The organism is Mesorhizobium sp. M0060, assembly GCF_040323155.1.
Classification (GTDB): domain Bacteria; phylum Pseudomonadota; class Alphaproteobacteria; order Rhizobiales; family Rhizobiaceae; genus Mesorhizobium.
Window position 1 is genome coordinate 13141 of the sequence record NZ_JAMYUP010000001.1, and the last position, 16158, is coordinate 29298.

The window sequence follows — 16158 nt, forward strand, 5'->3', positions numbered from 1 at the left end:
GGCGCGAATGCGCGATGCTGGTGCAATGAGCGAGGCGCTGCAGGAGTTGATCGAGATCGCCGGCCGCCATGCGCGCGGGCGACGAACAAGAACGGCGATTCCCCGCGTTTCGATCGGCCGCAGCGAAGTCGCCACGGCGCCATTGCCGGGGGTGTGGGGATCGGGGATCTTATTCGTATTGCAGGGCGCGAAGACGGTTCTGATCGGCGACCGGGCACTTCGTTACAATCCGGCCAGCTATTTCATCTACACTGTCGAGACGCCCACTATCAGCCAGATAGTCGAAGCGAGCGCCGCGCGCCCTTACCTGGCCATTGGCTTGACCCTTGACCTGCAGGCCGTCGCCGCGCTCCTCGTCGACCACCGGCCGGCCCTCGGCGGCGACAGTTTCTCCACCTCTCCCGTTGATGACGACCTGCTCGACGCGTTGCGTCGAATGATGCGGCTGCTTGGCCGGCCAGCGGAGATTCCCGTGCTCGCAACCTTGCTCGAGCGGGAGATACTGTTTCGGCTTCTGCAAGGCCCCCAGGCCGGAAAGCTACGTGAGCTTGCGCGCGCCGATGGCCATCTGTCCCGGATTGGCCGGGCGATCGCCTGGATCCGTTCGCATCCCCATCAGCCGGTCCGGGTCGGGGATCTGGCCGAAATCGCCCGCATGAGCAGCGCTGCGTTTTATCGCCACTTCAAGGCGGCGACGGCCATGAGCCCAATCCAGTATCAAAAGCAAATCCGCTTGCTGGAAGCCCGCCATCTGCTGATTGCCCAGCCGGGCAACGTGGCGCGTGTCGCCTTCGCTGTCGGCTATGAGAGTGCTTCCCAGTTCAGCCGGGAGTATGCCCGCCAGTTCGGATCGCCGCCTGCCCGCGACGCAGCGCGGCTTTTGGCAGAAGGCGAAACGGCAATAGAGGTGATCTAAGCCTTCCGCTTGCGGCCGCCGTCGCGCCGCTTCTCGCCGACGGCAACGGTCAGCGCCATGGCCAAAGCCATCGTCGCCGACAGCGAGCGGAAGCCGGCGAAATCGGCTTCGGCGACCTCGAACCAGACCCTGGCGAATTGGGCGAGCGGCGAAAAGGAGCTGTCGGTAATCGCCACGATCGGCACGCCTTGCTCCGAAATGACGCGCGCCTCCTCGATGGTGGCCGGGGCATAGGGCGAAAAGCTGATGGCGATGACGGCGTCCCTTGGAGAGGCAAAACCGATCATCTCCGCATTGAGGCCGGCGGCCGATTCGATCAGCTGGTTGCGGATCTTGAGCTTGCCCAATGCATAGGCAATGTAGGAGGCGACCGGGTAAGAGCGCCGCTTGGCCAGCACATAAATGGTTTCCGCCTTGGCCAACACGGCGATCGCATCTTCGAAATGGTCTTCGTTCAGCGTGCGCGAAATGTCGTTGAGCGAGGTGCTGGCTGCGGCGACAAAACCGTCGAAAATCGCCCGGTGACCGGCGCCTTCCTCGGCCTTGGCGCGCAACGCCGCCAGCCTCTCGTCATAGGACGAGTTGCGTTCGCGCAGGCGCTCGCGAAATACCAGCTGCAGGCTGGTAAAGCCGTCGAAGCCAAGCTGCTGGGCAAAGCGGATCAGGGTCGAAGGCTGTACACCGGCGGAGGCGGCGATGCTGGCAGCGGTGCCGAAGGCGATATCGTCGGGATTGTCGAGCGCGTAGGCGGCGATCTGGGCGATGCGTTTCGGCAGGCTCTGGCGCCGCTCCAGGATCGTCGCCCGCAGCGTTTCGAAATCGCGAGGCACCCGTTCGTCCATCGTCGCTCCGCCCAGGCTCATCGTCGGTTCCCTCTGTGCCCCATCATAGCGGGCCTGTGCAAGAACACCATAAAAAATGAGACAAGCGTTCCATTTACAAACAAAATGGACTAATTCATCCACACAAATTTGCACGTAGCGGAGGCAAAGCAGATGGTCGGGGTAGGTCTTATCGGTACTGGTTTCATGGGCAAGTGCCACGCCATTGCCTGGAATGCGGTCGGCACCGTCTTTCCCGACGTGGCCAAGCCAAGGCTGGTCCATCTCGGCGAGGTCAACGAGGACCTTGCCAAACGCCGTGCGGCCGAATTCGGCTTCGCCAAGGCCTCCGGCGACTGGCGCGCCGTTGTCGACGACCCGGAAGTCGATGTCGTCTCGCTGACCACGCCGAACCAGTTCCACCCGGAAATGGCCATCGCCATCCTCGAAGCCGGCAAGCATCTGTGGTGCGAAAAACCGATGGCGCCGAGCTTCGCCGAGGCGCAAGCAATGGCGGCGGCGGCCCAAAAGTCAGGCAAAGTCGCCGCGCTCGGCTATAACTACATCCAGAACCCCGCAATCCGCCATATCGGTGCACTGCTCGATGAGAAGATCATCGGCGAGGTCAACCATCTGCGCATCGAGATGGACGAGGACTTCATGGCCGATCCGCAGGCGCTGTTCTTCTGGAAGCACGAGGCGGTGTCGGGCTATGGCGCTCTCGACGATTTCGCCGTACACCCGCTGTCGCTCATTGCGGTCCTGTTCGGTCGTGTCGCCCGCGTCATGTGCGACATGGCCAAGCCTTATGCCGACCGCCGCGTCGCCTCAGGCGGGCGCCGCGCGGTCGAGACCTACGATATCGCCAGCATCCTGATGCATCTCGAAAATGGCATCGCCGGCACCTTGCTGGTCAACCGTTCCGCGTGGGGCCGCAAGGGCCGGATCGCCATCCAGATTTTTGGTTCGAAGGGTTCGATCCTGTACGATCAGGAGCGGATGAACGAGTTCCAGCTCTATCTGACGGCCGATCGACCGACCGAGCAAGGCTACCGCACGATCCTGGTGGCGCCGCACCACAGGCCTTACGACGCCTTCCTGCCGGCGCCCGGCCACGGCCTCGGCTTTAACGATCTCAAGATCATCGAATGCCGCGAACTGTTGACGCGCCTTGCCGGCAAGCCGGCGCGGATCATCGACTTCGACGAAGGCCTGGAGATCGAGCGCACCGTGCACGCGATGGCGCGCTCGTTCGCGGAACAGCGCTGGATCGCAGTGCGGTAGTAAGCCGGGCGCTGGTTTCCCTTTCTCCCGCAAGGGGAGAAGGGGGCAGTGCCGGTCTCAGGCGGCTCCCGGGCGATCGGCGATCATGGCGTGTCGCGCCGACCGGCGCCGCTCGACGGCGTCGGCAAGGCCGAGCAGCACTGTCTCGGTGGTTTCCCAGTCGATGCAGCCATCGGTGATGCTCTGGCCATAGACGAGCGGCTTGCCGGGCACGACGTCCTGCCGGCCGGCGACCAGGTTGCTCTCGATCATGATGCCGATGATGCGCTCGTCGCCCGCCGCGATCTGGCCCGCCACGTCAGCCGCCACCAGCGGCTGGTTTTCCGGCTTCTTGTTGCTGTTGGCGTGACTGACATCGATCATCAGCCGAGGTGCCACGCCGATCCGGCCGAGCTCAGCGGAGGCAGCAGCTATGCTTGCCGCGTCATAGTTGGGCACAATGCCGCCGCGCAGGATGACGTGGCAGTCCTCGTTGCCGGTGGTCGTCGCGATGGCGCTGCGCCCGCCCTTCGTCACCGCCATGAAATGATGCGGCTGGGCGGCGGACTTCACCGCCTCGACGGCAATCCGCAGATTGCCGTCGGTGCCGTTCTTGAAACCGACCGGGCAGGAGAGGCCCGATGCGAGCTCGCGATGGATTTGGCTCTCTGTCGTGCGCGCGCCGATCGCGCCCCAGGCGACGAGGTCGGCGATGTATTGCGGAGTTGTCATGTCGAGGAACTCGGTCGCTGAGGGAAGGCCGAGATTGTTGACCGCCGAGAGCACGTTGCGGGCCATCCTCAGTCCTTTGTCGATGTTGAAGCTGCCGTCGAGGTCGGGATCGTTGATCAGGCCCTTCCAGCCGACCGTAGTGCGCGGCTTCTCGAAATAGACGCGCATGACGATCTCCAGCCGGTCCGACAGGGTCTCGCGCAGCGCCGCTAGCCGGCTGGCATAGTCCACGGCGGCGACCGGGTCGTGGATCGAACAAGGGCCGACGATGACCACCAGCCGGTCGGCGGCGCCGGTCAAGATGGAATGGATCGCGTTGCGTGAGGCGGTAACGGTGCGCGTCGCCGTCAGCGTGCGCGGTATCTCGCGCATCACCTCTTCCGGCGTGCTCAGTTCTTTGAGTTCCTTGACCCGAAGATCATCTGTGGTGGTCAACACGGCTTTCTGCTCCTGATTGGGAGACCTGCCGGCTGAAACAAAAAAGCCGCCAGGTCTGGCGGCGTTCGGATGTTGATGCTGCAATCTTCAGATCGAGCGCAATCCTCCCGCCGCCAGCGAGTAGCTAAAGTACCAAAACGAGGCGGTCGGGTTGATCATGCCAGCCCTATAGCCGAAGCCGAGGTGCTTGTCACGCTCCCCTCAGTTTGAATTTTGACGGCCCTGCCCGTCGCGATCCAGCCCGAACTCTTATACGCTCAACGATATGGACCAAGATCCCGAAGAACCCGTCGATGTTTATGCGCTGCTGCGAGCGGCGGCAGACGCACGCCTAAGATCAGCCAAAGCTATGTTGAGCGCCTACGAGGCCAACGCCTTCGGGACGCCAGCTACGCCGGAGGATATTGCCTACTGGAAGCAAGAGCTGGCCGACGTTCAGGTCGAGTTGGCGGGGTTGCACAATGCACACCGGACCTGAGGCCCCGACGTTTTCAACTGATGCTACTCAGGCGACGACCCGGCGACGCTCTGGTCGTAATCGACAAGCGACCCGGTCATGACGCCGGACTGCGGGCTGATCATATAGCTGATCAGCCGGGCAAGCTGCGCCGGCTTCACCAATTGGCCCATCGGCTGCGCGGCTTCGGCCTTTTCCAGCCAGTCGTCTGGCGCGTCATGCCATTTCTTCTGCACGATCGCCTCGCCCTCGGTGTCCATCCAGCCGGGCAGCACCGCGTTGCAGCGGATGCGGCTGCCGCGATAGGCATTGGCGACATTCTTGGTCAGCGTCGCCAGCGCCCCCTTGCTCGACGAATAGGGCGCCAGGAACGACTGGCCGCAATGCGCCGACATCGACAGTACGTTGACGATCGAGCCCGGCGCCTTGCGCGCCAGCAAATGCGCCACCACGCCTTGCATCAGGAAAAACGGGCCGCGCACATTGGTCTGGAATATCTGGTCGAAGAGGTCTTGGGAGGTCTCGACCAGCGAGCCACGGGCCGAAGTGGCGGCGGCGTTGACCAGCGCGTTGACGGTGCCGAAATGGGCGATCGCCGTTTCGACGGCGCGCTTGCAGTCGGCCACCTCTGAGACGTCGGCACTGATGAAGATGGCGTCGACGCCTGCCCGCTTGAGAGCGGCGACAGCCTTGTCGCCTTTCTGCTGGGAGCGGCCGATCAGCGCCAGCGCCCGGCAGCCCTCATCGGCCAGCGCCTCGGCGACGGCGAAGCCGATGCCTTGCGCGCCGCCGGTGACGATGGCGCGTGTTTCGGAATTGCGACCGGCGGAACCGTTCATCGCCTTGCTCCTGTGCTTGATGTTCAGTGGCTCTTGTCGAGGCGAATGGTCTTGCCTTCCTTGGCCGATTTCAGCGCCGCATCCGCCAGCCTCAGTGCCACCAGCCCGTCCTTGCCGCTCGGCGCCGCCTTGTTGCCTGTCGTCGCCGCGGCGATGAAGGCAGCGATCTCGTTGGCATAGGCGTCGAGGTAGCGGGTCATGAAAAAGTCGTGCAGCGGCGGCCGCGTATAGCCTTTTTCATTGGCCAGTTCGATCGACACCGGCCGCTGGTTCTCGGCCGCAATCATGCCTTTCGAGCCATGCACCTCGATGCGCTGGTCGTAGCCATAGGTGGCGCGGCGCGAGTTGGAGATGACGCACTGCTTGCCGGAGGCGGTTTCGAGGATGACGCTGACGCTGTCGAAATCGCCGGCCTCGCCGATCTTCTTGTCGACCAGCACCGAAGCATGCGCGCTGACTGCCACCGGCTCCTCGCCAAGCAGGAAGCGCGCCATGTCGAAATCATGAATGGTCATGTCGCGGAAGATGCCGCCGGAGCGGCCGATATAGTCGAGCGGCGGCGGACCGGGATCGCGCGAGGTGATGGTCACCATCTCGACGGTGCCGATGGCGCCGTGGTCGATCGCCTTGCGCACGGCGGCAAAATGCGGATCGAAGCGGCGGTTGAAGCCTACCATCAAGGTCGCGCCGGCCTTGTCGACGACGGCCAGGCATTCTTCCACCCTGCCGGCATCGAGGTCGATCGGCTTCTCGCAGAAGATCGCCTTGCCCGCCTTGGCGAAGCGCTCGATCAGATCGGCATGGGTGTCGGTCGGCGTGCAGATGACGACCGCGTCGATATCCCCGGCCTTCTCGATGGCGTCGATGCTGCGCACTTCGGCGCCATAGGCTGTGGCCAGATCGGTCGCCGCCTTCTCGAAGGCGTCGGCAACCGCAACCAGCCTGGCCTGCGGATTGGAGCCGACCGCACGGGCGTGGACCTTGCCGATACGGCCGGCACCGAGAAGAGCAAAGCGAAGAGGCATGAAGATTTTCCTTTGAGGATGGTTCGGAAGGGAAGGCGTGTCGGCGCCTGTGGCCCGGCGTTGGCCTTTAGGCCGCAAGTTCCGCCTGCCCGGTCTTGGCGCCGGTGATATAGGAGACGATATCGTTGCCGTCGGTGTCCTGCTTGCGCAAATTGGCGACGATGCGGCCGCGCCGGAAGACGACGATGCGGTCGACCAAATCGAACACCTGGCGCATGTTGTGAGAGATCAGGATCAGCGGTTCGCCATTTTCCTTCAGCGTGCGGATGATGTTTTCGACCTGCATCGTTTCCTGCACGCCGAGTGCCGCCGTCGGCTCGTCCATGATGATGAGCTTGGAAGCAAAGGTCGCGGTTCTGGCGATCGCCACGCACTGGCGCTGGCCGCCCGACATGTGGCGGATGGTGTTGGAAAGGTTGGGGATCTTGACCGCGGTCCGGACCAAGGCGGCCTCGGTCGCCTTGCGCATGAACTTGCGATCGAGGATCGAGAAGGGCCCGAGATTGAACAGCACCTTTTCGCGGCCGAGGAACAGGTTCGACGGCACGTCGAGATCGTCGGCCAGCGCCAGATTCTGGAACACCGTCTCGATGCCCGCCTCGCGCGCTTCGATAGGGCCGGCAAAATTTACTTCCTTGCCGTCGAACCACATCTTGCCGCTGGTGCGCTGCTCGACGCCGGTAATCTGGCGTACGAAGGTCGATTTGCCGGCGCCATTGTCGCCCATAATGGCGACATGCTCGCCCTTACGCAGTTCGAAGTTCGCACCTTCCAGCGCATGGACGCCGCCATAATACTTGGTCAGGTTTTCGGTCTTCAGGACGATGTCCGACATGATCAAGCCCTCATTGCCCGCAAGCGTTGGCGCCACTGGTCGAGAACGACTGCGCCGACGATGATCACGCCCTTGACCATCTCCTGGTAATAGGCGTCGAGGCGCAAAAAGGTGAAGCCGGAAATGATGACGCCGAAGATCAGCGAGCCGATCACCGTCCCGATGATCGAGCCGCGGCCGCCCGACAGCGAGACGCCGCCGATCACCGCCATGGCGATCGCGTCGAGTTCATACATCACCCCCATGCCGGCCTGGGCGGTGAGATTCTTGGAGCTCAGCACCACGGCGGCGAGCGCGGCGAGGACGCCCGCAATGACGTAGACGAGGATCTTGTGGTTGGCGATGTTAATGCCGGACATGCGCGCGGCATCCTCATTGGAGCCGATGGCATAACAGTGCTTGCCATATTTGGTGTAGCTCAGGATCAGCTGGAACAGCACTGCCAGGGATATGAAAATGATGACGGGCATCAGCCCCTTGCCGATGGCGGCGAAACTCTCGGTCGGAAACGAGATCGGCTGGCCCTTCGACCACCATTTGGCGATGCCCCGCGCGGTGACCATCATGCCGAGCGTGGCGATGAACGGCGGAATGCGGGTGTAGGCGATCAATGCACCGTTGACCAGGCCGGCCAGCAGACCGCAGCCGATCGCGACCAGCACCGGAACGATTACCGGCAGATCGGTCCAGCCTTGGGCGATGAACATTGCCTTGGGATTCGGGTTGCCATTGACCGTCGCCACCTGGGCGAAGCTCATGGCTATCATCGCCGTGGCGCCGACGATCGAACCCGAGGACAGATCGATGCCGCCGGTAATGATCACCTGCGTCACGCCGATGGCAATGATGCCGACGATCGACACCTGCAGGATGATGATCTGCAGGCGTGCCTCATTGAAGATTGCATCGATATTGTCGCGGGTATTGAACAGGAAGCTGTCGCCAAGGAAAACCCGGCCGATCAGCTCGAAAGCGCCGACCAGGATGACGAGCGCCAGGAAGACGTTGAATTCGGCCGGCCATGCGCGCCGCTTCGCATCATAGCTGAGCCCGCCGACGCCGTGAGATGTCTGTGCCAATCGTGCTTCCTCCGTCAGCCACGGTCTCCACTCGGCCGCTCTTCAGGCCGAGAGGGAAAGGAGGAGCGGCGCTGTCTTATTTTGGCGCGCCGCTCCGTTTCGAATGGGTCCGCGGCCTCAGTTCTTCTTCAGGAACTTGTCGATATTCGCCGGCGTGACCAGCTGGAAGGGGATGTAGACCTTGTGCTCGACCTTCTCGCCCTTCGCTAGCTTGAGCGCTGCGTCAAGCGCGCCGGCACCCTGGCCGGCCGCGTCCTGGAACACGGTTGCATCGAGATCGCCAGCCTGCATCGCTGCAAGCGCGTCCTGGGTAGCGTCGACGCCACCGACGACAACCGACTTCATATCGATGTTGGCAGCTTTCATCGCCTGGATGGCGCCGATGGCGCTTTCGTCATTGTTGGCGATGACGCCGTCGAACGGCTTGCCGGTCGACAGCCAGTTGGTCATCAGGTTTTGCGCTTCTTCGCGCTTCCAGTTCGATGTCTGCTTGTCGATGATCTTGATGAAGCTGCAGTCCGGAGTGGCGATCACGTCGTCAATGTCCTTGGTGCGCTGCACCGCTGCCTGGTTCGACAGCTCGCCCATGATCACGTAGACATTGGCCTCTTTCTTGCCGGCCTCCTTGAACAGGCGGCAGACCTCCTTGGTCTCGAGCGTGCCGGAATCGGCTTCGTTCGAGGCGACGAAGGCCTGGTTGTCGGGCAGCGTGTCGACGTTGACCGGCTCGCGGTTGACATAGACCAGCGGAATTTTGGCCGCGGCGGCTGCGTCCGACATCGCCTGGGTGGCCGAGGTGTCGACCGGGTTGACGATGATGGCGTCGACGCCCGAGGCGGCAAAATTCTTGATCTGGTCAAGTTGCTTGGCGACGTCGTTCTGCGCGTCCTCCACCTGCAGCTCAACGCCGTCCATGCCCTTGGCCTGCTCGATCATGCCGTTGCGCAGCACGGTGAGAAAATTGTCGTCGAACAACGCCATCGACACGCCGATCTTGGCAGCGAGAGCGGACGAACTCATCAGCGCCGTAAACGCGACGCCCAAAAGCAGTTTCTTCATTTTATGTCTCCTCCACATTGGTGTCCGGCTGCACCGATCTACCCGGAATCCCCGATCTCCCAGGGAATCTCTCCCGATTGCCCGCTTCAGTTCCGGAAGGCATTTTGCCTGAAACAGGTGTTCCGGAACGAAAGAACCAAAATGCTCAGTTAGTGAAATATTTATTCCATTTCGCGTGAGGGCGTCAAGCGAGATTTCGCCGTGAGGAATGGATTTTCGGCATTTCGAGCTCTTTTAGACGAACGCTCAGGCAAGCCAGGCCTGAAAGCCGTCCTGATAGATTACATCATGCAGCGGCAATGGCCGCGACCTCAGATGTTTTCCGGTAGATAAATGTCGAAGGGCAGAAAGGTCTGACCCGGCGCATTCGCGGCACCGGTCTCGATGGCATGCGCCATCAGCGCTACAAGCTCCCGGCAAAGCGCCGCCAGTGGTGTCGAGATCACCATGGTCAGGATGTTATCCGCCAGCGCCGCACGGGAGTCAGGCGTGATCTCGTTGCAGACGACCGCCGGCATCTCTGCCGGCATCGCTTCCCTCAGCGCCGAGATCGCGCCTTCCATGCCGCCGCCGGCGACATAGCAACCGGCGAGATCAGGATGGCGGGCCAGAAGCTCGATCATTGCATCATGCGTGATCTGGTTCGCTTCCAGATTGACCAGCGTCTCGAGTATGGTGAATTCTGGCGCCTGCTCGCGAAAGAAGGATCTAAAGCCGATCTCGCGGAGCTCGTGACCATGGAAGCGATGGCTGCCGACGAAGAGCGCGACTTTGCCCGGTTTCTTCGCGGCCTTCGAGATCATCCAGGCAGCGGTGCGGCCGACCTTTCGATTGTCGAGGCCGACATAGCCCTCGCGAATGCCGGACGCGAAGTCGGAAAGCAGGGAAAATACCGGCACATCCTTGGCTTTGAGAGCCTCGACGGCGACCGTCAGTGTCGGGTGATCAGGTCCGACCAGGGCGACAGCCCTGGATTTTGCGGCCAGCTTGCGCATTCGCTCGACGATCTCGTCCGGCGCCAGCGAAGCGGCGAAGTCGATGGTCGCTACGCCGCGAAAGCGCGGCGACTGCGACACCGCCAGCTCAAGCTCGCGGGCGAATTCGCTGTAGAAGACGTCCTCCCGCCTCAACAGCAGGAACCCGAGCCGGTATTCGGGCAATTCATGGCGCATCCGCTGCTTGATCAGCCCGGCTGCGTGATAGCCGATGCTGGTCGCCGCTTCATAAACGCGGCGCGCGGTTTCCTCGCGCACCGGCAAGCGGTTGTTCAGCACCCGGTCGACGGTGGCAACGCTGACCCCCGAAATGCGTGCCAGGTCGGTGATCGTCGGCCGTTTCGCCATCGCTGCCTTACTCCACTATCCGGCCCCTTTTACACCATTCTGATGGAAAATGATAGAAACTATCTTTGTGATATTGAGCCTATCAAGCCCAAGCGTTATTTTAGTATGGCAGAAACCTAATCGAGGCCTCCGCCATGGTGGACATTGGACTCCGAACCGGGAACATTACCTCTGTAGCAGCGTCCCGGCGTGACTACAGCCTGATCGGCCGCGACGCGAAACTCGCCGTCGAGAGCGGGCTGACGGCGGCCGAGTGGTACCACACCGACGTGTCGCGCAAGCAGATGAAGGAGCTGATGCAGCGCTCCGACGGTCCGGCGATCCGCGATACCATCATCTGGCTCGGCGCCCTGGTCCTGAGCGGCGCCGGCGGCGCCTGGTTCTGGGGCAGCTGGTGGTGCGTGCCGTTCTTCTTCATCTACGGCGTCCTCTACGGTTCCTCCACCGATTCCCGCTGGCACGAATGCGGCCACGGCACCGCTTTCAGGACGCAGTGGATGAACGACGTGGTCTATCAGATCGCCTGCTTCATGATCATGCGCAACCCGGTAACCTGGCGCTGGAGCCACACGCGCCACCATACCGATACCATCATCGTCGGCCGCGATCCGGAGATCTCGGTGATGCGTCCGCCCGATCTACTGCGCGTCGTGCTCAACTTCGTCGGCATTCTCGACGCCTGGCATGCGATGAGCGACATGCTGCGCAATGCAGCCGGCATCATCAGCCCGGCCGAAAGAACCTTCATTCCCGAGCAGGAGCAGCCGAAGGCCATCCGCATTGCCCGCATCTGGACGGCGATCTATGCCGCGACTATCGCGCTGGCGCTCTACACGGGCTCGTTCCTGCCGCTGATGCTGGTCGGGCTGCCCAGGCTTTACGGCGCATGGCACCATGTGATGGTCGGCCTGCTGCAGCATGGCGGCCTGGCTGAAAACGTCACCGATCACCGGCTCAACAGCCGCACGGTCTACATGAACCCGGTGAGCCGTTTCATCTACTGGAACATGAACTACCATGTCGAGCATCACATGTTCCCGATGGTGCCCTATCATGCGCTGCCCAGGCTGCATGAGCTGATCAAGCACGATCTGCCGGCGCCGACACCGTCTATCCTGGCCGGCTACCGCGAGATGATACCGGCCTTCCTGCGGCAGCTGCGCAATGAAGACTATTTCATCAAGCGTGAACTGCCGCCGACGGCGAGGCCCTATCGCGAGGACTTCCACAACGACAACGCTGCTGCCGCCGCGGCAGCCGAATGAGCCAAGCCCATGCCGGGCCAAAAAATCTGCCGGGAGGGAGAAATGAGCGACTGGATCGAGGCCTGTGACGCCGGGGACATCGACGAAGAGGACGTGATGCGGTTCGATCATGGCGGCCGCACCTTTGCGGTCTATCGCAGCCCCGACGACGGCTATTTCGCCACCGACGGCCTTTGCACCCATGAGAAGGTGCATCTGGCCGACGGGCTCGTGATGGACAACATCATCGAGTGCCCGAAGCACAATGGCCGCTTCAACTACAAGACTGGGGCTGCCAGGGGCGCGCCGGTCTGTGTCGATCTAAGGACCTATCCGGTCAAGGTCGATGCCGGCAAAGTTCTGATCCAGATTGGGTGACGGTGATGGCGAAAGGAATAGTCATCATCGGCGCCGGCGAATGCGGCGGGCGGGCAGCGCTCGCGCTGCGCGATCTCGGCTATAATGGCCCGGTGACGCTGGTCGGCGACGAGCCGCATCTGCCCTATGAGCGGCCGCCGCTGTCGAAGAACGCGATGGTTGCCGAAGCGCCGGTGATCACGGCAATCGCCAGTGACGAGATCTTTGCCGAGCGGTCGATCAGGCACATCCATTCAGTTCGGGCGGTCGCGATCGACCGTGCTGCGCATACCGTGCGCCTGTCGGACGGCTCGGTCCTGCCTTACGACAGGCTCTTGCTGGCCACTGGGTCGGTGCCGCGCAAATTGCCGATGCCGGGTCTTGGCGGGCGCTGCGTCTATCTCCGGACCTTCAACGATGCGCTGGCTATTCGTGCTCATCTCAGCGCCGGAAATCGCGTCGCCATCATTGGCGGTGGCTTCATTGGGCTCGAGCTCGCCGCGGCGGCGCGCAGACTGGGTGCGGCGGTCACCGTCATCGAGGCGCAGCCGCGCATCTTGATGCGCGGCGTGCCGGCCGAGATTGCGCAAATCATTCACGCGGCGCACGAGGCCGAAGGCGTGAAAATCCTGTGCGGCGAGGGCATCGCCGCCATCGCTGATGATGGCGCCGAAGTGCGCATGGCGCTTGCCAGCGGGCAGGGCATTGTCGCTGATCTTGCCGTGATCGGCATCGGCGCCGTGCCGGTGACCGGACTTGCCGCGGAGGCGGGGCTGACCATCGACAATGGTATCGCCGTCGACGCCGCGCTTCGCACCGGCGACCCGGACATCTTTGCCGCCGGCGACTGCTGCTCGTTTCCGCTCGCCATCTATGGCGGCCGGCGCGTGCGGCTCGAAGCCTGGCGCAATGCGCAGGAGCAGGGTGCGCTTGCCGCCAGGAACATGCTTGGCGCCGGCGAGGCCCACGCGGCGGTTCCGTGGTTCTGGTCGGATCAGTACGGCCTGACCTTGCAGATCGCCGGCCTGTCGGACGAAGGCCGCAGCATCGTGCGCCGCGACCTCGGCGACGGCGCGTTCATCCTGTTCCATCTCGCCGAGGACGGCAGGCTGGTTGCGGCAAGTGGCATCGGCCCCGGCAATGCGGTCGCGCGCGACATAAGGCTGGCCGAGATGCTGATTGCAAAGCGGGCAAAGCCAGCGCCGGAAGCGCTAGGCTCGCAGACCGTCAAACTGAAATCGCTGCTGGCGGCTTGAGCTGCCGGGGGGATAATTGGCCGAATGGGCTCGGCTAAAACAGCGCCTTCAGCTCCGGCAACTTGTCGTTGACCAGCCAGCCATAGTAATTTTCCTCAGGCAGCTTTTCCGGCTCGCCCGCAGCGCGGCGCTTGTCGTTCTCGGCCTTCAGCGCATAGGCACGCTGTTCCGGATTGCCGACATTGTAGAGCGTCGACGTGATGCCGGGATTGCCCGAGATGTCGAAGCCGGCAATGGTTTTATAGGCGTCGATCGACTTCCGGATCGTTGCCGCGACATAAGGCAGGGTCAGGTCCGGATCCATGATGGTCTTGTAGACCGCATTCGGGTCGCCGACGTCGAGCTCCGGCAGGCCGGAAACCTTGTGCACGAGATCGCTCATCTGCAGTGCCGTCAGCGGATTGAGCTGGCCAAGGCCAAAAGTCTGGCCGGCATAATAGGGCTGGAAGAAAGTCGCGCCGAAGCGGTCGTTGGGAAAGCTGGTGCCATCGACGGTCTTGCCGCGAAAGGAACGGTTCCACACCTGCTCGCGGCATTCCCAGAGCTCGTAACTGTCCGATTTGCCGGCGCACTTGGCAAATTCCGGCCGTTGCACGAAATCGGTGATGTCTTGGCCGTCATAGGCGAAGGAGAGCTTGCTCGACAGATACGAGATCGCCTTGACGTAGTAGGTCTGCAGCCGGTCGTAGGCATCGACATTGTAGGTGTGCTCGCCGACGATGGCGCCGACGATATGCATCGGGTCGATGCCATAGGCCGCGGCTGCCTGCTTGATCTTGCCGCGCAGTTCGGCATCGTTCTGGAGCAGCGCAAAGACCTTGCGGTATTTCGCCTGGAAGGTGGTGTTGGTCGCCTGGGTGCGCCGGCTCGAAGCGCCCGGTATGTCGGGCTGCTCGGTGTTGCGGTTGCCCGGCGGCACCATCGTTGCCGCTTGCGCGGCGAACATGGCTGCCGCCAGCGTCAGCCCGAGAATGACGAGGATCAGTTTTTTCATGTGCCGCCGCCCAAATAATCGCCGGGCAAACTAGGTAATGCTCCAACGGGAGTCGAGAGACGCCTGCACCCGACGGGACGAAAGCTCGCCGGATGCTTCCATTTAGCCACACATCGGGGATGCCGGGCTGAATTTGGCGGAGACCGGGAGCAGTTCCCCGGCCTCTTTGAGGATGAAGCGTCTCCTACAGGATGAAACGCGACAAATCCGTGTTTCTGGAGAGGTCGCCGACATGCTTCTCCACATAGGCGGCATCGATGGTCACCGAGGTGCCGTTGCGGTCCGGTGCGTCATAGGAGATCTCGTCCAGCACCCGCTCCATCACCGTCTGCAGCCGCCTGGCGCCGATGTTCTCGACGCTTGCGTTGAGGTCAACGGCGATGCCGGCCAACGAGTCGATCGCGTCATCAGTGAAGACCAGGTCGACGCCCTCGGTCTTCATCAGCGCGATGTACTGCTTGATCAGGCTCGCTTCAGTCTCGGTGAGGATGCGGACGAAATCGTCCTTCTCCAGCGCCCGCAGCTCGACGCGGATCGGCAGGCGGCCCTGCAATTCGGGCAGCAGGTCGGATGGCTTGGCGACGTGGAATGCACCCGAAGCGATGAACAGGATGTGATCGGTCTTCACCGGCCCGTATTTGGTCGCAACCGTGGTGCCTTCGACCAGCGGCAGCAGGTCGCGCTGCACGCCCTCGCGCGAAACACCGGCACCGATGCCGCCTTCACGCGAGGCAATCTTGTCGATCTCATCGAGGAAGACGATGCCGTCGTTCTCGGTCGATTCGAGTGCCCTGCGCACCACCTCGTCCTGATCGAGCAGCTTGTCGGACTCGTCGCCGATCAACAGCCCGTAGGACTCCTTGACGGTCGTCTTGCGCATCTTGGTTTTCTTGCCGCCCATCGCCTTCGACAGCATGTCGTTGATGTTGAGCACGCCGATATTGGCGCCCGGCATGCCGGGAATCTCGAAGCCGGGCATGCCGCCATTGCCGGTATCGGCCACTTCGACCTCGATCTCCTTGTCGTCGAGCTCGCCGTCGCGCAGCTTCTTGCGGAAACTGTCGCGGGTGGCCGGGCTCGCTGTCTTGCCGACGAGCGCTTCGAGTACCCGTTCTTCGGCGTTGATGTGAGCACGCGCCTTGACGTCCTCGCGCATCTTCTCGCGCACCAGCCCGATGGCGATCTCGACCAGGTCGCGGATGATCTGCTCGACATCGCGGCCGACATAGCCGACCTCGGTGAACTTGGTGGCTTCGACCTTGACGAAAGGCGCACCGGCAAGGCGCGCCAGGCGGCGCGAAATCTCGGTCTTGCCGACACCGGTCGGGCCGATCATCAGGATGTTCTTCGGCATCACCTCTTCGCGCATCTGGCCTTCGAGCTGCTGGCGGCGCCAGCGGTTGCGCAAGGCAATCGCCACGGCACGCTTGGCGTCTTTCTGGCCGATGATGAAGCGGTCGAGTTCCGAAACGATTTCGCGGGGAGAGAATGTGCTCATGT

Annotated in this window: 15 protein-coding genes; 5 read left to right on the forward strand and 10 right to left on the reverse strand. The window is 62.6% G+C overall.

The window, feature by feature from the left end; genetic code table 11:
• The first annotated feature begins 25 nt into the window (after window positions 1-25).
• On the forward strand, window positions 26-916 hold the full coding sequence (locus tag NKJ94_RS00065) for an AraC family transcriptional regulator (RefSeq protein ID WP_352522370.1): 891 nt from the start codon (window positions 26-28) through the stop codon (window positions 914-916).
• Here NKJ94_RS00065 and NKJ94_RS00070 read toward each other — a convergent pair.
• Window positions 913-1758, reverse strand: coding sequence for a MurR/RpiR family transcriptional regulator (locus NKJ94_RS00070; RefSeq protein WP_352522751.1), 846 nt, complete (start codon window positions 1756-1758; stop codon window positions 913-915). The genes NKJ94_RS00065 and NKJ94_RS00070 overlap by 4 nt on opposite strands.
• 153 nt (window positions 1759-1911) lie before the next feature.
• Between NKJ94_RS00070 and NKJ94_RS00075 the strand changes: the two genes are divergently transcribed.
• Window positions 1912-3021, forward strand: a complete 1110-nt coding sequence (locus NKJ94_RS00075) for a Gfo/Idh/MocA family protein (RefSeq protein ID WP_352522371.1) — start codon at window positions 1912-1914, stop codon at window positions 3019-3021.
• A gap of 57 nt (window positions 3022-3078) precedes the next feature.
• On the opposite strand, the gene NKJ94_RS00080 is transcribed toward NKJ94_RS00075, so the two are convergent.
• The 7 genes from NKJ94_RS00080 to NKJ94_RS00110 form a co-directional block, all read right to left on the reverse strand.
• Complete coding sequence (locus NKJ94_RS00080) at window positions 3079-4170, reverse strand: 3-deoxy-7-phosphoheptulonate synthase (RefSeq protein WP_352522372.1); 1092 nt, start codon at window positions 4168-4170, stop codon at window positions 3079-3081.
• A gap of 501 nt (window positions 4171-4671) precedes the next feature.
• On the reverse strand, window positions 4672-5466 hold the full coding sequence (locus NKJ94_RS00085; protein ID WP_352522373.1) for an SDR family oxidoreductase: 795 nt from the start codon (window positions 5464-5466) through the stop codon (window positions 4672-4674).
• 23 nt (window positions 5467-5489) lie between these two features.
• Window positions 5490-6491: an inositol 2-dehydrogenase gene (gene iolG, locus NKJ94_RS00090; protein WP_352522374.1), complete on the reverse strand. Its 1002-nt coding sequence runs from the start codon at window positions 6489-6491 to the stop codon at window positions 5490-5492.
• A 67-nt stretch (window positions 6492-6558) separates the two neighbouring features.
• On the reverse strand, window positions 6559-7326 hold the full coding sequence (locus tag NKJ94_RS00095; protein WP_352522375.1) for an ATP-binding cassette domain-containing protein: 768 nt from the start codon (window positions 7324-7326) through the stop codon (window positions 6559-6561).
• Between the two features lie 2 nt (window positions 7327-7328).
• A complete protein-coding gene (locus NKJ94_RS00100; protein ID WP_292655972.1) occupies window positions 7329-8405 on the reverse strand; it encodes an ABC transporter permease in 1077 nt (358 codons plus the stop codon).
• Between the two features lie 117 nt (window positions 8406-8522).
• Entirely contained in the window at window positions 8523-9464 is a 942-nt protein-coding gene (locus NKJ94_RS00105) for a sugar ABC transporter substrate-binding protein (RefSeq protein WP_352522376.1), read from the reverse strand.
• Between the two features lie 311 nt (window positions 9465-9775).
• On the reverse strand, window positions 9776-10807 hold the full coding sequence (locus NKJ94_RS00110) for a LacI family DNA-binding transcriptional regulator (protein ID WP_352522377.1): 1032 nt from the start codon (window positions 10805-10807) through the stop codon (window positions 9776-9778).
• A gap of 134 nt (window positions 10808-10941) precedes the next feature.
• Between NKJ94_RS00110 and NKJ94_RS00115 the strand changes: the two genes are divergently transcribed.
• Genes NKJ94_RS00115 through NKJ94_RS00125 form a run of 3 tightly spaced genes read left to right on the forward strand, consistent with a single transcriptional unit; the run spans window position 10942 to window position 13664 of the window.
• On the forward strand, window positions 10942-12072 hold the full coding sequence (locus NKJ94_RS00115) for a fatty acid desaturase family protein (RefSeq protein ID WP_352522379.1): 1131 nt from the start codon (window positions 10942-10944) through the stop codon (window positions 12070-12072).
• Between the two features lie 42 nt (window positions 12073-12114).
• Window positions 12115-12429 (forward strand): MocE family 2Fe-2S type ferredoxin, encoded by a 315-nt coding sequence (locus tag NKJ94_RS00120; protein WP_352522380.1) that lies wholly within the window; start codon window positions 12115-12117, stop codon window positions 12427-12429.
• 5 nt (window positions 12430-12434) lie between these two features.
• On the forward strand, window positions 12435-13664 hold the full coding sequence (locus NKJ94_RS00125; protein ID WP_352522381.1) for an NAD(P)/FAD-dependent oxidoreductase: 1230 nt from the start codon (window positions 12435-12437) through the stop codon (window positions 13662-13664).
• Between the two features lie 34 nt (window positions 13665-13698).
• Here NKJ94_RS00125 and NKJ94_RS00130 read toward each other — a convergent pair whose 3' ends face one another.
• Window positions 13699-14658: a DUF1402 family protein gene (locus tag NKJ94_RS00130; RefSeq protein WP_352522382.1), complete on the reverse strand. Its 960-nt coding sequence runs from the start codon at window positions 14656-14658 to the stop codon at window positions 13699-13701.
• Between the two features lie 184 nt (window positions 14659-14842).
• Window positions 14843-16156, reverse strand: a complete 1314-nt coding sequence (hslU, locus tag NKJ94_RS00135; RefSeq protein ID WP_352522383.1) for an ATP-dependent protease ATPase subunit HslU — start codon at window positions 16154-16156, stop codon at window positions 14843-14845.
• Window positions 16157-16158 lie beyond the last annotated feature (2 nt).

What these genes read in the sequence shown, in the direction of transcription:
- NKJ94_RS00065 (WP_352522370.1), top strand. Translation starts at nt 26, where the DNA reads ATGAGCGAGGCGCTGCAGGAGTTGATCGAGATCGCCGGCCGCCATGCG.
- NKJ94_RS00070 (WP_352522751.1), bottom strand. Translation starts at nt 1,758, where the DNA reads ATGGACGAACGGGTGCCTCGCGATTTCGAAACGCTGCGGGCGACGATC.
- NKJ94_RS00075 (WP_352522371.1), top strand. Translation starts at nt 1,912, where the DNA reads ATGGTCGGGGTAGGTCTTATCGGTACTGGTTTCATGGGCAAGTGCCAC.
- NKJ94_RS00085 (WP_352522373.1), bottom strand. Translation starts at nt 5,466, where the DNA reads ATGAACGGTTCCGCCGGTCGCAATTCCGAAACACGCGCCATCGTCACC.
- iolG (WP_352522374.1), bottom strand. Translation starts at nt 6,491, where the DNA reads ATGCCTCTTCGCTTTGCTCTTCTCGGTGCCGGCCGTATCGGCAAGGTC.
- NKJ94_RS00095 (WP_352522375.1), bottom strand. Translation starts at nt 7,326, where the DNA reads ATGTCGGACATCGTCCTGAAGACCGAAAACCTGACCAAGTATTATGGC.
- NKJ94_RS00105 (WP_352522376.1), bottom strand. Translation starts at nt 9,464, where the DNA reads ATGAAGAAACTGCTTTTGGGCGTCGCGTTTACGGCGCTGATGAGTTCG.
- NKJ94_RS00110 (WP_352522377.1), bottom strand. Translation starts at nt 10,807, where the DNA reads ATGGCGAAACGGCCGACGATCACCGACCTGGCACGCATTTCGGGGGTC.
- NKJ94_RS00115 (WP_352522379.1), top strand. Translation starts at nt 10,942, where the DNA reads ATGGTGGACATTGGACTCCGAACCGGGAACATTACCTCTGTAGCAGCG.
- NKJ94_RS00120 (WP_352522380.1), top strand. Translation starts at nt 12,115, where the DNA reads ATGAGCGACTGGATCGAGGCCTGTGACGCCGGGGACATCGACGAAGAG.
- NKJ94_RS00125 (WP_352522381.1), top strand. Translation starts at nt 12,435, where the DNA reads ATGGCGAAAGGAATAGTCATCATCGGCGCCGGCGAATGCGGCGGGCGG.
- NKJ94_RS00130 (WP_352522382.1), bottom strand. Translation starts at nt 14,658, where the DNA reads ATGAAAAAACTGATCCTCGTCATTCTCGGGCTGACGCTGGCGGCAGCC.
- hslU (WP_352522383.1), bottom strand. Translation starts at nt 16,156, where the DNA reads ATGAGCACATTCTCTCCCCGCGAAATCGTTTCGGAACTCGACCGCTTC.